Annotated in this window: 11 protein-coding genes and 2 pseudogenes; 9 read left to right on the top strand and 4 right to left on the bottom strand. The window is 57.6% G+C overall.

Going from position 1 to position 13,660, the window contains the following annotated elements; genetic code table 11:
- Positions 1 to 186 precede the first annotated feature (186 nt).
- A complete protein-coding gene (locus tag J2046_RS29245) occupies positions 187 to 1,722 on the top strand; it encodes a tannase/feruloyl esterase family alpha/beta hydrolase (protein ID WP_210057815.1) in 1,536 nt (511 codons plus the stop codon).
- A gap of 392 nt (positions 1,723 to 2,114) precedes the next feature.
- On the opposite strand, the gene J2046_RS29240 is transcribed toward J2046_RS29245, so the two are convergent.
- Entirely contained in the window at positions 2,115 to 2,405 is a 291-nt protein-coding gene (locus tag J2046_RS29240; RefSeq protein WP_210057814.1) for a BrnA antitoxin family protein, read from the bottom strand.
- Entirely contained in the window at positions 2,402 to 2,647 is a 246-nt protein-coding gene (locus tag J2046_RS29235; RefSeq protein ID WP_210057812.1) for a BrnT family toxin, read from the bottom strand. Before J2046_RS29235 ends, J2046_RS29240 begins: the two co-directional genes overlap by 4 nt.
- A 918-nt stretch (positions 2,648 to 3,565) precedes the next feature.
- Here J2046_RS29235 and J2046_RS29230 point away from each other — a divergent pair.
- From J2046_RS29230 to J2046_RS29205, 6 genes and pseudogenes are all read left to right on the top strand, one after another.
- Positions 3,566 to 4,666: a nucleotidyltransferase family protein gene (locus tag J2046_RS29230; protein ID WP_210057810.1), complete on the top strand. Its 1,101-nt coding sequence runs from the start codon at positions 3,566 to 3,568 to the stop codon at positions 4,664 to 4,666.
- 402 nt (positions 4,667 to 5,068) lie between these two features.
- Positions 5,069 to 5,551 (top strand): putative toxin-antitoxin system toxin component, PIN family, encoded by a 483-nt coding sequence (locus tag J2046_RS29225; RefSeq protein ID WP_233470367.1) that lies wholly within the window; start codon positions 5,069 to 5,071, stop codon positions 5,549 to 5,551.
- A complete protein-coding gene (locus J2046_RS29220; RefSeq protein ID WP_210057808.1) occupies positions 5,548 to 5,802 on the top strand; it encodes a toxin-antitoxin system HicB family antitoxin in 255 nt (84 codons plus the stop codon). Before J2046_RS29225 ends, J2046_RS29220 begins: the two co-directional genes overlap by 4 nt.
- Before the next feature lie 508 nt (positions 5,803 to 6,310).
- On the top strand, positions 6,311 to 6,661 hold the full coding sequence (locus J2046_RS29215; RefSeq protein ID WP_210057807.1) for a helix-turn-helix domain-containing protein: 351 nt from the start codon (positions 6,311 to 6,313) through the stop codon (positions 6,659 to 6,661).
- Positions 6,661 to 7,944 carry a type II toxin-antitoxin system HipA family toxin gene (locus tag J2046_RS29210; protein ID WP_210057805.1) on the top strand — a complete coding sequence of 428 codons (1,284 nt, stop codon included), beginning with the start codon at positions 6,661 to 6,663 and terminating at the stop codon, positions 7,942 to 7,944. Before J2046_RS29215 ends, J2046_RS29210 begins: the two co-directional genes overlap by 1 nt.
- A gap of 324 nt (positions 7,945 to 8,268) precedes the next feature.
- Positions 8,269 to 8,391 (top strand): annotated as a pseudogene (locus J2046_RS29205) (transposase domain-containing protein); the annotation flags it as partial.
- Between the two features lie 59 nt (positions 8,392 to 8,450).
- Here the strand turns inward: J2046_RS29205 and J2046_RS29200 are convergent.
- The gene (locus J2046_RS29200) at positions 8,451 to 8,846 is read right to left on the bottom strand and encodes a YybH family protein (RefSeq protein WP_210057804.1); all 396 of its coding nucleotides are present in this window, start codon (positions 8,844 to 8,846) and stop codon (positions 8,451 to 8,453) included.
- A gap of 231 nt (positions 8,847 to 9,077) precedes the next feature.
- Between J2046_RS29200 and J2046_RS29195 the strand changes: the two are divergent.
- Positions 9,078 to 9,701, top strand: a pseudogene (locus J2046_RS29195) (IS5 family transposase); the annotation flags it as partial.
- A gap of 287 nt (positions 9,702 to 9,988) precedes the next feature.
- Positions 9,989 to 10,264 carry a transposase gene (locus tag J2046_RS29190; protein WP_210057801.1) on the top strand — a complete coding sequence of 92 codons (276 nt, stop codon included), beginning with the start codon at positions 9,989 to 9,991 and terminating at the stop codon, positions 10,262 to 10,264.
- Between the two features lie 770 nt (positions 10,265 to 11,034).
- Here the strand turns inward: J2046_RS29190 and acnA are convergent.
- Positions 11,035 to 13,647, bottom strand: coding sequence for an aconitate hydratase AcnA (gene acnA, locus J2046_RS29185; RefSeq protein ID WP_210057799.1), 2,613 nt, complete (start codon positions 13,645 to 13,647; stop codon positions 11,035 to 11,037).
- Between the last annotated feature and the right edge of the window lie 13 nt (positions 13,648 to 13,660).

The raw sequence follows: 13,660 nt of genomic DNA, 5'->3' as shown, positions 1-13,660 counted from the left end.
CATCGAATATCACTTCGCACAGCAAAATCCGTGAAGGCGACGCCGCCCTGGCGCAGCACTGTCTAGGGCAGGCCTGGGCGCTGAATTCAACGTCCTCGCAAGCTTGCAGTTCTCGATTGACAGGAAGCCTGAGATTCGTTCCATTTGTTGTGGGAGAGTGGAGAAGGCAAAAGGGAGGAGATAGGCATGAAAACGCTGCTATCTGCAACGGCTTCAGCGCTTTTATTGATGGTGCAATTCGCATACGGGGCATCTGACCAATCAACCGATGCGACGTGCAAAGCCGCAAGAGCCCTCGAGTTGCCGGGGTTTGACATGAAGGTTGCCGGCACTGAATACGTCAGCGGCAAGGGACCGTCCTATTGTTTGGTGAACGGCTCCTTTGAGCATCGAACGGGAGCCGACGGAAAACCGTACGCTATCGGTTTTTCGATCGCCTTGCCGGATGATTGGTCAGGGCGGTTCCTCGTTCAAGGAGGAGGGGGACTAAACGGTGTGGTGAAGCCGCCCATCGGGGATGTCGCTGCCGGGGCGAATACCGCACTTGCTCGGGGCTTTGCCGTTATTTCGCATGACAGCGGCCATCGAGGAGAGGTGTGGGACGGCTCGTTCAAGGCTGACCAGCTTGCGACGCTGAACTTTGCCGGATGGTCGGTCGAAAAGGTTGCCGCTCTGGGAAAGGCGATTGTTTCAAATTACTACGGCACAAGCGCGCACCATTCTTATTTTGCTGGCTGCTCAACCGGCGGAAGAGAGGCGATGACCTCCGCGCAGCGCTTCCCCTTGCTGTTTGACGGTATCATTGCCGGGGCCCCTGCCATACGCACCGGACGCTCGAATATGTCCTTGGCCCAAAAGAATGTGGCGATGAACCGGATTTCGCCGGTAGGAACGGACGGGGTGCCTGATCGTTCCGCCGCCTTCAGCGATGCTGATCGGAAACTCGTTCTGAGCGGAATTTTGAATGCCTGCGATAAGCTGGATGGGATCGAAGACGGCATGATCGCAAATGCCTCTGCCTGCAAATTCGATCCTTCGAGCCTGATATGCGCAAGCGGTACATCAAAGGATTGCCTGAGACCCGAACAGGCGAAGGTCGTTGCCGAGATCTTTTCTCCCACCCTCGACGCGTCAGGGCGAACGGCCTATCCCGCATTTCCCTACGATAGCGGGATTATGAGCACGACTGACGCCATTCCCGGCCTCATGCGCTTCGACGACAAGCGCAACCGCCAATTCGCCAATCATGCCATCACATTTGATGTCGACGACGCTATTGAGAAGGTGGATGTCGACGATCCGCAGCAACGGCTGATCAATGTAGACCAATGGACCGATCTCAGTTCCTTTGCTTCAAAGGGGAGCAAAATCATCTTCTTCCATGGGATGAGCGATCCATGGTTTTCCGCGAATGACACCATCGACTTCTTCAGTCGAATGAAAAAGGCAACGAAGACCAACATACCTGCCGATGATTGGGCAAGGCTCTATCTGGTTCCAGGCATGTCGCATTGCCGGGGAGGTCCAGGCGGGCTCGAAAAGTTCGACATGCTGACGAAACTCGTGGATTGGGTGGAAAATGGAAAGACTCCACAAAGCGTGGACGCAGGAGGAGCCGCACCTGCCGATCGAACAAGGCCGCTTTGCCCATATCCTTCATATGCGCATTACAAAGGCGAGGGCGACGCGAACAATGCAGCGAGCTTCGAATGCCGCCGATGAGCTGAGGCGCCGCATATGAGTTTGCCACCTTCCGACGAATGCCGTTTATCGCCCCGCGCACGATAACTGCAGCTTCCTGCACCCCAGCATAGGGGGCCTCTCGCCATGCCGCCTGAATGGATATTTACAGTTGCCAAATTGAGTGAAAAGGAGTTGGCGGAGCCCAGCTCTGTATCGATGATCGTTTTCGCTTCGATGACAGGGCGCTTAAACTCTGCCTGGTCACGCGTCTCAGGGTGCCGACCGAGTGACCGAGACTCGACGAATTTTGAAAGCAACCCTCAATCTGTTCCACTACATGGAGGAGGTCATCTTCGCCAGCGGTGGTCACTGTCGCCTTTCCAAGTCATATTTGCCCCTGCGCCCCAGAAAATTGTTAATCGCCTTACCTCTCATAATCCTGCAGCTTTCCGGAGGACGTCGTTCAGGCGCCCTTGCCACCCCTTGCCAGTCCCTTTGTAGTAGTCGATTACATCGGGATCGAGCCGGATAGAAATCTGTCGGCGCGGCGTCTCGACAGGCGGTCGGCCGCGCTGGCGCTGGATCGCCTGGGCGAACGTCATCGGACGCTTTGCGGCCTTGTCGCTCAGGTCTTCATCATCGAGATCGGTGGTGATCTGGCGCTGAATTTCCGCCTCTTCCTCATCGCTGATCGTCTTCAGGTGCTTGGGCAATTTGCTCATATCGCACTCCTTTCCTTGCGGGATGCCCGACGCATGGAGATGACGGAAATCGCCTCCGTGCCGAGCAGCTTGAAAATCACCGTGATCACGTCATCTCCGAATAGACCTACCGCCTTCAGCCGGCCTTGCTTCGTCTCGAAGATCGTCGCCGCCTCGAAAAATTCGACGGTCAAGTCCGCCATATCAAGTTTGCGATCTTTCAGGGTCGTTTCGCGCTTCGGGGGATCGAAGGTGATTTTCATCGAAATATATGTATCACGTTAAATATGGGGAACAAGAATAAATGTACGACAAAAAAATCAACCTGCGCTTCTTGAGCCTTCCTGTCTCTCTCTGAGGCGCCGGCGCGCATTTGCTAGACGATCCATGTTGGTGGCCATTCTGTTTCGTGCTGCTTCCAAGCTCTCAAACCAAGGCCATAGGCGATCGCCATTTGGTAGCTTTTCTCTCAAATCGAGAAGCTTAGGAAGCGCATGGTCAATTCGTTCGACCGTGAGCTCTTCGCACTTCTGGTTTCGCCGCCGGATGTATGCCTGCAGCACTTCATCATCAGCAGGCATCGGCAATGCTTCGCAAAATCAGTCTGTTGTAGAGATTCCGAACGTGAAACATGGCGGCAGGATCTGCGGATGTATAGCCAGTGGACGCCTAGTTTATCTTCCAGCTATTTTCTGCTCCATAAATCCCAGGAGGCCGCCAAGGGCTAGGGATTTGTGCGATCGCATCGGCACCCATCAATAAGTCGTCTTGTAGACCTTCGGTTCCGTCAAGGTTATCGAGCATTATAGGGAGGCGCGTTCGGTATAGGGATGGCAGAGGCCATATGGCTGTCATGATTGGCCGGGGGCCGAGTGATGTGGGTTAGCTCTTAGATGGTTGTTGTTGTCTGCCCTCTGGTGCCTCCGGATAGTTGAGCCTGAGACTGAGGGTTGGAGCAAAGCTCTGAGGGGGCGCGGGGGGCGCGGCAGATGACGGCAAGGCGCACTGCCTGTTCGCAGTGAGCGGCGTCGCTAGACATGAACTTTCTTTTCTTGAGAGTTCAGCAGCTCCCCGCCGGAACCGGTGAAGAAAATGTGTTATTACCATTCTTGCGAATATGGTAATGGAAATCCTGATCCGACTATGTTATGACCATTTTCAAAGAATAGGTCATAACGCCGATGAAGGTCATCGATCACAGCTATCGCGTCCTCTATTCCGAACTCGCCCAACGCGCGCTCGATGCCGAATTCACGTCCGAATACTCTCTCCAAGGCAGGTTCGTCAGCATGCAAAGCCGGGGGAGGCGTTACTGGTATTTCGACCTTTCCCAGCCGGATGGCGCAAAGCAGAGACGTTATGTTGGCCCTGTTGATGATCCTGAAATCACCGCGCGCGTCGCGCACTTCAAGGATCTGAAAGCGGACTATCGCGCCAGACGCAAACTGGTCTCGACCCTTACGCGCGAAGCCTATCTGCCGCGACCCGATCCTCTGGTCGGCGACATCGTTCAGGCGCTCGCCGAGGCGGGCTTCTTCCGCTTGCGTGGCGTTCTCGTCGGAACGGTCGCCTTTCAGTGCTACTCGGCGCTTCTGGGCGTTCGCCTGTCCGACGTCATTATGCAGACGAGTGATGCGGATTTCGCTCAATTCCACTCGATCTCTGTCGCCGTCGAGGATGCCATCCCCCCCGTGCTGCAGGTGCTGCGCGAGGTCGACCCCACATTCCGTGAAATTCCCCATCAGGTGGATGGCCGTGTTTCGACTCAGTTTGCGACCCGGTCGGGCTACAAGGTTGAATTCTTGACTCCGAACACTGGCTCTGCTGATTACGATGGGCGTCCGGCCCCCATGCCCGCCCTGGGTGGGGCAGCGGCGCAGCCCTTGCGATTTCTCGACTTCCTTATCTATGAGCCGGTGCGGGCGGTGCTTCTGCACGGTGCCGGGGTGCCGGTTCTCGTGCCTGCGCCGGAGCGATATGCCATGCACAAACTCATCGTGAGCACGCGCCGTCGTCTTGATAATCGCGATAGCGCGGCCAAGAGCGATAAGGATGTCAGGCAGGCAGCCATGCTGATGGGGGCGATGATCGAGCAACGACGGACGGCGGATCTGGCGGACGCCTATATGGAGGCTTGGGAGCGAGGGCCTGCTTGGCGCGAGGCCATTCGTCTTGGCCTGGAGGCTTTCGACGCCGCTAGCTCCGTCACCGTGAGAACGACGCTCGGCCAGGTGGTAAAGAAGGCTGGTGTCGACCCGGCGGCCTATGAATTGTCCGTCTAGGCGCTGGTGCCGCTCTGGAGTTGCCGGTCTTAGCCCGCAACTGCTGTCGCCTGTGACATTTTGCTGACCTCCTGATTTTTTGGAGGAGGCGGGATCTTCTAGGATGGGTTGGGCCAGAGCTTACTTCAAAATGGATTATTTCAACGGGGCAAGGTCATGAGGGGCGAATTCAAAAAGCTCTGCGTCGTGCCGGCGCGACAAGCACCTCGATCTCGATCTTCGCCGTTGCCGTATCTCGCGGCTGCCGCGTCGCTGGGTCTCCGATCGTGTCTACGCGAGCGGTGCGGCCATCGAATGTTATCCAATCGGTACGCCATCCTCGCCGGTCGGGGGGAGGATTTGCAGCCCGGATTGCCGCCAACGATAATCAGACCAGAAGCGAAGACAGCGCAGAGGATGACGATGGATGAGGAGAGTCATCGTACAAATATTGACATCTTATGGGATGTCTATAGACTGTCTGCCATGAGGCTGGCTCTGGACACCAATGTAATCGTGGCGGCGTTCCGCAGCCGCAATGGCGCAAGCAATTTGCTTCTGCGTTTTGCCGATCGGGGCATGGTGACGCCGCTTTGTTCGCCGGCGCTGTTCCTGGAATACGAGGCGGTGTTGAGCCGACCGGAAACCCGGCAGGCGATTGGCCAGAGTCTTGAGGACTTTGCCTTGGTGATGAGTGCGCTTGCCGCCATTGCCGAGGGGGTCGATATTTCGTTTCGGACGCGGCCGATGCTCTCCGATGTCGCCGATGAAATGGTGCTGGAAGCAGCCTTGAACGGACAGGCCGAGGCCATCGTGACGCATAACGTCAAGGATTTCCGCCCGGCGCTCGGGCTGGGCATGACCGTAGTTACACCGGGAGAGATCGTCAGGAGACTGAACACATGACGCAGGCCCAACGTTACAAATACCCGCTGCAACTGCCGCAGTCGCTCAAGGAGACGGCGGCACGTCTGGCACAAGAAGACGGCGTATCGCTCAATCAGTGGATCATCTCTGCGGTCGCGCAGAAGATCGGGGCCGTGGAGACGGCCAGTGAATTCCTGAAAGCGCGTGCAGGCACGACGAAGCGCGGTGCGCTGACGGGCTTGCTGGACAAAGCGCCGGATGTTCCGCCGCTGAAGGAAGACACTATTTGATGCCATGCATCGGGCCGGAATGCATCTGCGGTGAAAGCCTTTTTTGGCTGAAGGATTGGGCCGGAACGAACCCGCCCCCTCAAGGCCAAGCCGCTGCGCGGTGGCGCGTGCCGCATGAGAAATCTCCGCCGGGAAATTTGCCGCCGGAGCCGCACTGCGCGACTTGATGAGTGCATCGCCCGTTCTCCGCTCGGAGAACGTTTATCGAGCGGATGCATTTTCTTTTTAGCGCCCACGAATTTCCATTGCCGTGAAAAGCGCGTCGATGAATGTTCTCACTGTCTTGGGAGTTGGTGCCCGAGATGAAAGAGTTGCACTCCTTATGATTGCGTAACGCGGCCATTGTAGTCGCAAAAAGGGGGGGTGTATCTGGAAACTCGTCGCTGTCGGCAAGTAATTGCGTTATTCCGCATCAAGATGTCAAAAGTAGCGGAATTCCGCTTGTGAAGCTGAAAATTAAGGTATAGCGATATTCCGCATGTTGACTGGGAAATGATCGGAATGCCGCATGCCAGAGACAACCTTCAATATCTTGGGTACTCAGCTTCGGGCCGCCCGGATGCGACGTGGTTTGAGCCAGCCGGAAATCGCTGCCCGGCTTGGCCGTAACAGGGCGCGCATCTCCGAACTCGAACGCGATCTGGCCAGCAATCGGTGGGGTCGCGACCGCTTGACCCTTTTCGCCGAGATTTGTGATGCTCTCGATTTGATACCCGTCTTGGTTCCACGCTCCCGGGTTGCCGAAGTTCGGCGATTGATCGAGGAAACCAGTTCGGAGAAGCGGCAATCGAAGCAGATGCCCTCAGCCTTCGACGAGTTGTTCGTCGATCTCGGCGAAGAGGATGAGGAGGATAACTGATGGCGAAGGCCCCCGCTATCCTCGGTGTCTATCTTCTCGATCGCGCGTTCGGCACGGTGAGGGTAGGGACGTTGACACGTGATACCGACGGCGGCGTCGCGTTTGTCGTCGCGGAAACCTATCTTAGAGAGTCTGAGCGTCCAATTCTAAGCCTCGGCTGGTATGACCCTGAAAACGATGAGGGTACGCGCGACCGGCTTTCGAACAGAGGGGACAAAATAGGTCTGCACGGGGTATTGCCCCCTTGGTTTTCCGGCTTGTTGCCGGAAGGGGCTCTTCGAGAGCTGGTCTTGGCCGAAATGGGGCCTGGCGATCACGACGAGTTCGACGTGCTGACCAGGCTCGGCGCGGATCTTCCGGGTGCCGTTCTGATCGTGCCGGAAACCGGGGTGCCATCATCCGCAGGTCCGCTTACTCTGGAGAATGTCCAGGGGTTCCAGGCACCGCTGCCGGAAGGGGCCGTCAAATTCTCGCTTGCCGGCATTCAGCTGAAATTCACGGTCAATCCGGATGGCGAACGTTTGACCATGCCTGGACGCGGCGATACCGGCCGTTGCATAGTAAAAGTGGCAAGCGAGCGCTTCCCCGGCCTTCCCGAGGCGGAATATGGCGCGATGCGTCTGGCCGAGATGATCGGAGTCCGGACCGCCAAGTGCCGACTCGTCGCGCGTGACGCGATAGAAGGTGTGCCTGCCGAGTTTCTGGTGCACGGTGAAAACGTCCTTGTCGTCGATCGGTTTGATCGCACAGCCGATGGGCAGCGCGTTCATATCGAGGATGCAGGGCAGATCATCGGGGCGGTTGGCGATCGCAAATATACCATGGCTACCACCGAGACGATCATCAATATGGTCCGGCACTTCAGCACCGATCATCGCGCTGATCTATCGGAGGCTATTCGCCGCGTGGTCGCGGATGTCCTGCTGGGAAATGGCGACAATCACCTCAAGAACTGGTCTTTTTGCTTCCCGCAGCCGGGCGAAATCCATCTCTCGCCGGCTTACGACATCGTGCCCACAGTGCTTTACATGCCAAGCGACACGATGGCCCTGAGGTTCGTCAAAACACACAGTTTCGAAAGCGTAAATCTACATCGCTTTGAGCGGGTGGCGAGTTTTCTCCAGGTCGATCCGAAATGGATCGTTCGTGAAGTGACGTTGGCCGTGGAACGCGCGTTGGAGCTATGGCCGTCAGCGGCTCCCGAATTGCTTGGTGAGGAGCGGGCAAAACGGATCATCGACAGGCTTAAGACGCTAACGCTGGTCAACGAGGTGATGGGCTGAGCTTTCGGAGTGAATTCAGGCTGGACAGGGGCCAAGGGAAATCGTCATCCATTCAGGCGACGCATCATGATGACCTCTTCAATTTCCTTACCGTCATCCAGGAAACCGTTGGGAACCCGGCCAATTTCAACACTGAAGCCATACGAACGCGTCAAGGCTGAGCGATTTCGACCAAGCGACCGGCTTTTGGAATTCCTGAATGCCCTCTGAGCATGAGGACTATGCCGAGTGCCAACCAACGGCGACCCGCCGAACTGGCTGGGAATGCGCGGTTTGCCGTAAATATTAGAAGAGACACTCGGCATAGTTCGCCGGTCGGCATAAACGTGCAAGCTCAATCCGGTTGATCCCTTCGCCTATCTGACGGCCACCCTGACCGTCATTGTCAACGGCCATAAACAGAGCCGGATCGATGAGCTTCTGCCGTGGAAGTATGAGGCAACGTAATCTGCGCCAACCGGAACGCTGTCCCCCGACCCAACGTGGGCACCGGGCCGGGAGCCTTCTCAGCTATCGAGGAGAGCCGTGCCGTAGGAATTGTCTACAGCGCATAACCAGGTGCCAGACGAGTCCCGACGAAACACATAGGTGGCACGCCGTACCGTCGACGTCGCAATGCCGCTTTCGTCGACGGCATCCAACCAGGTTTCCATGATGACCAGCGCTGTGTCTCCGCTCTCGATCACCTCCATCCTCCCTTGGCGGACTTTCAATTTACCTTGGAAATGAGCAGAGATTGCTTCGAACGCTTTCCTGATCTGGTCTTTGCCTTCGGCGTACATGCCTGCCTTGACCACCAAGGTGGCATCATCGGTGTAAAATCGCATCAAGCCGTCGAAGTCTTTGGCCGATATGGAGCGGTCTGCAGATTCGATAAGGGCTTTCAAGGGATGGTCGGACATTCTGGACTCCAAAATGGCCGCGAGCGGAAAAACAAAACCCGCCTCGCGGCGGGTTGCTTTGTCTTGAAATATGACGCGCTTAACCCACCACTCGATGAATGGTGATAATAATCAAAGTGAAAGCGCGAACAAATTCCATGGTGCGTCTTTATCACCAGCGTTAGCGACTGGCAAATGATCACGTCCAATTTTGAGCAAGCTAGTCAAGGTGCCAGCGGCACACCGTTTACGGATTTTCCACCCTATTCAACTGTGCAGGGTTACTTCTACGAATGGCGGGCGACTGGCTTGTGGCTGCGGATCAACCATCACCTCGTTATAGACACGCGAGAGCTGGAAGGGAAGGAAGCGTCACCGACGGCAGGTGTGATCGACAGTCAGAGCGTCAAAACGACCGAAAGCGGCGGGATTGTAGGGTTTGACGCGGGCAAGAAAATTAAGGGCCGCAAGCGCCATATTGTCGTCGATACGCTTGGCTTGATGGTGGGGCTGGTCGTTCACAGCGCGGACATTCAGGACCGCGATGGTGCAGCGGCGGCTCTCAAAACCGTTCTCAGACGCTGGCCGTGGCTCAGGCACATCTTTGTTGATGGCGGCTATGCCGGTCCGAAACTGCGAGCCGCATTGCGCAATGTCGCGAAGTTCACGCTGCAGATCGTCAAGCGAACAGACAGGGCAAAGGGCTTCGAAGTGCTGCCGCGTCGCTGGGTCGTCGAGCGCACATTCGCCTGGCTTGGTAGATGCAGGCGAATGGCCAAGGATTGGGAGAAATCAATCGCTTCCGCCGAAGCCTGGATGCTCATCGCCCACATCCGCATTCTCACCCGAAGGCTCGCAAGGTACCATGTCTATTGAGATCTTTTCGAGTCAGGCTCTTAGCCCGCAACTGCTGTCGCCTGTGACATTTTGCTGACCTCCTGATTTTTTGGAGGAGGCGGGATCTTCTAGGATGGGTTGGGCCAGAGCTTACTTCAAAATGGATTATTTCAACGGGGCAAGGTCAACCCATACTCAACTGCACAAATGAGCGAGCATACTATCCTCCTGAAATCAGGACCTTTATTGTCTTCGTTGCATTTGAAAATGGAATCAGCTCGGCCAAGCGACACAACACCGAGCAACTCACGCAGATCGAACGTCAGATGATCGCGATCGAAAAAGAAATCATGCTCGTTAAGGACGATCCTGACCTTGCAGGCCGATTCGACATCCTTGTCTCGATCCTAGGCCTGTCTGCAGTCACCGCCTTCTCGCTCCTGATCGACATGCCGGAACTCGGTACACTCCATCAAAGACAGGCAGCCTCGCTCGCAGGCCTGGCACCTGTGGCACGGCAGTCCGGGGAATGGACGGGCCGCGCCTTCATCCGCGACGGCCGGGCCAATGTCCGGCAAGCCCTATGCAGCCGGCACTCGTAGCCATGCGCTTCAATCCCGATCTCAAGGCAAAATACCATCAGTTGAAGGCCGCCGGAAAAGCACCAAAGGTTGCCATGACGCAATCATGCGAAAACTCATCGTTCCGGCAAACGCGCTGCTCAGACACGGCAGAAAATGGGTGCCATCCTTGCCTTGACAAGATTCCCGCTACGGCATTTTCATCAGACGCTCCTCGCAACTGGCCCGTACGAGCGTCTGCAGAACCTTTATGTGCTCGATCAGCCATGCAAGCTTCGCCGATGATAAGTGCCGTTCCAAGCGCCTCCGAAGGGCGCCTGGGAACCGCCGGCTCGTGACGACGCAGAATCCGTTACGCTGCAGGGAGGTCATCGGTGCACAGCGCATCTCAAACGGAGTTCGTTGTCCAATTGGGCCCGTTAACAGGAGCTGCTGTTGGCGTTGAAAAAAGACGTCGGTAACGCCACGCCACGATCTTGCGTCTCCTCAAATAGCCACCCGGCGCTGGTCGTTGTCCGTGTCGAGCGAAGTGAAGGTCACGATGAACCCGGTTCGAACCGCATGGATGTCAATCTGGACGCGAATATCGGCCTGGGCGACCATTGGGAACGTCCATTCCGGACGGTGGAAAGAGACAGGGACGATCAAACTCCGGTTCGGGTCGACTTTCGAAAGACAGACAGCCTGGAGGCTCGCGATCCGTCCCCATTGCTGAGGCGAGGGCGATCACCCTCGTCCCTGCACCTCGTCTGTCATTGAAGAATGGAAATCATCGAGACATGCTCATTGGGTCACCTGGACTGCGGCACTTCTGCGTGACACCGCTTGAGGATAAGCGAAAGAATGCCGCCGGCGCGCAAGATCTCAATTTCGGCATTTGTTTCAATCGCCGCGGACGTGTTGAACGTCATCGATGGCTCGTTGGCTCTTTTGACCGTGACCGGTATCTCGCAGCGCGGGGAGACCATGTCGATATCGGCGTGGATTGCCAGGAGATCGTTCGCACGAAGTTCGAGCGTCTGCGGCTTCACATTGGGTGGAAAACGCAGCGGCAGGATGCCCATGCCGATCAGGTTCGAGCGGTGTATGCGCTCGAAGCTTGATGCAAGGACGGCCCGCACGCCAAGAAGTGCCACGCCCTTGGCCGCCCAGTCGCGGGACGAGCCCATCCCGTATCGCTCTCCCGCCACAAGCACGACGGACTTTCCCTCAGCTTTGTAGCGCTGCGCCGCATCCCATAGCGGGAGGACCTTCTCCGACCCGGCATAAACAGTGGAGCCTGGCGCAATGCCTGTTGCCAGAAGGTTACCCACTGTCTTGTTGGTGAAGATGCCGCGAACCATGACTTCCCAGTTTCCGCGGCGAGATGAAAAGACGTTGAGGTTCTTCGGGTCTTCGCCGCGTTCGATGAGATGCCGCCCTGCCTCGCCGTTTGCCGGGATGGCACCGGCAGGCGAGATATGATCGGTGGTGATGTCGTCGCCGAGAACGAGGATCGGATGCGCTTCATAGGTGCCGAGCCGTGTTCCTTCGCCGAAGCTTGCGAATGGAGGGCGCCGGATATACGTGGAGCCTTCATCCCAGGCAAACAGTGTTGTTCCAGGTGCGGGAAGCTCTTTCCAAGCCCTGCTCGCCTCGGCGGCATCATAGGCACATGAAAAATCGTTGACGTCAGACGCGGCCAAAAGAGTTGCGTCGATTTCGCAAGCATCTGGCCAGAGCATCGACAGCGTGACCGCCGTTCCATCGGCGGAAGTGCCGATCGGATCCCGCAGAATGTCGAGCGCGACGGTTCCGGCGAGCGCGAAGGCGACGACCATAGGCGGCGAGGCGAGGAAGGCGGCCTCCAACTGCGGATGCACCCGGCCTGGAAAGTTCCGGTTCCCGGACAGGACTGCCACCGGCAGTATGCCGCGTTCGGTCATGGCCTCGGCAATAGGCTCGGTCAGAGATCCGGAGTTGCCGATACAGGATGTGCAGCCATATCCAACGATGCCGAAGCCAAGGGCTTCTAAGTCTTCCAACAGGCCGGCGCGGGCGAGATACCGCTCGGCGGTCGGGGATCCGGGCGCAAGGGACGTCTTCACCCAAGGCGTTGGCCGGAGCCCCCAGGCGCGTGCCTTGCGGGCGAGGAGACCTGCCGCCACGAGAAGCCGCGGATCGGAGGTGTTCGTGCAGCTGGTGATCGCAGCGATTGCAACGGCGCCGTCATTGGGTGCGCCCTGTTTGGTTGATTTGTCGCAACGCTTCTTCATTCCGCGAATGGCCAAACGCGTCTCGCTGACCGCGATCCTGTCCTGGGGGCGGCGTGGGCCTGCAAGGCTCGGCTCGACACTGCCGAGGTCCAGAGCGAGCGTCGAGGTGTAGCAAGGATCGGTGGAGGGATCGAACCAAAGACCAGCCCGTTTCGCATAACGTTCGACAAACCGTGCGTGACCCTCACTGCGGCCAGTTCTCAGCAGGTAGTCGATCGATTGGCGATCGATCGGAAAAAAGCCGCTGTTGGCCCCGAATTCAGGCGCCATGTTGGCGACGACGGCTCGATCGCCGGCTGTCAGATTGGAGACGCCGGGGCCATGGAACTCCACGAACTTGTCCTGAAGGTCGATCTGGCGCAAGAGATGCGTGACGAGGAGCGCCAGATCGGTGGCAAGAACACCTTTCTTCAACGCACCCGTCAGGCGGACGCCGACAACATCAGGCACCCGCAATGTGACCGGCATCCCAAAGAAGACGCTTTCGGCCTCGAGCCCACCCACACCCCAGGCTAACACTCCGATCCCGTTGATCATCGGCGTATGGCTGTCGGTGCCGATCAGCGTGTCGGGAATGGCCCAGAGCCGACCGCCCTGCCGGTGCGATGTCGCGATCGTGGCAAGGCGTTCGAGATTGAGCGTATGCATGATCCCGGTCCCAGGGGGATGGACCCGGAAACCGGTGAGCGTATTCGTTCCCCATTTCATGAAGCTGTAGCGCTCGGCATTGCGCTCGTATTCGCGCTTCATGTTGTGTTTGAGGGCAAAAGGTTCGCCAAAAGCGTCCACCGCGACCGAATGATCGGTAGACACGTCGACCGGCACGACCGGATTGAGCCGCGCCGGATCGCCGCCTGCCTCCGCCAGGCAGGAGCGCATGCCGGCAATGTCGACCAGGGCCGGGCCGCAAGTCGTGTCGTGCATCAGGACGCGGTTTGGCAGAAATGGGATCTCGGCATCGCTGGAGCCCGTCTTTAGCCAACCCATCATGGCCGCCTTGGCCCTCGCAGCGTCGCCTCCGGCCGTCCTCAGCACGTTCTCCAGCAAGATCCTATGGATATAGGGCATGCGCACAAGCGCCTCGCCGACGACCGCCGGCACGTCGATGAAGTCAAAACTTACGCCGTCAATTTCGATGTTCGCGTGCATGCCTTCGGTTCAG

It is taken from the genome of Neorhizobium petrolearium (assembly GCF_017873175.1).
Taxonomy (GTDB): domain Bacteria; phylum Pseudomonadota; class Alphaproteobacteria; order Rhizobiales; family Rhizobiaceae; genus Neorhizobium; species Neorhizobium petrolearium.
The sequence above is the reverse complement of the archived record's forward strand: the minus strand, read 5'-3'. Positions and strand labels throughout refer to the sequence as shown.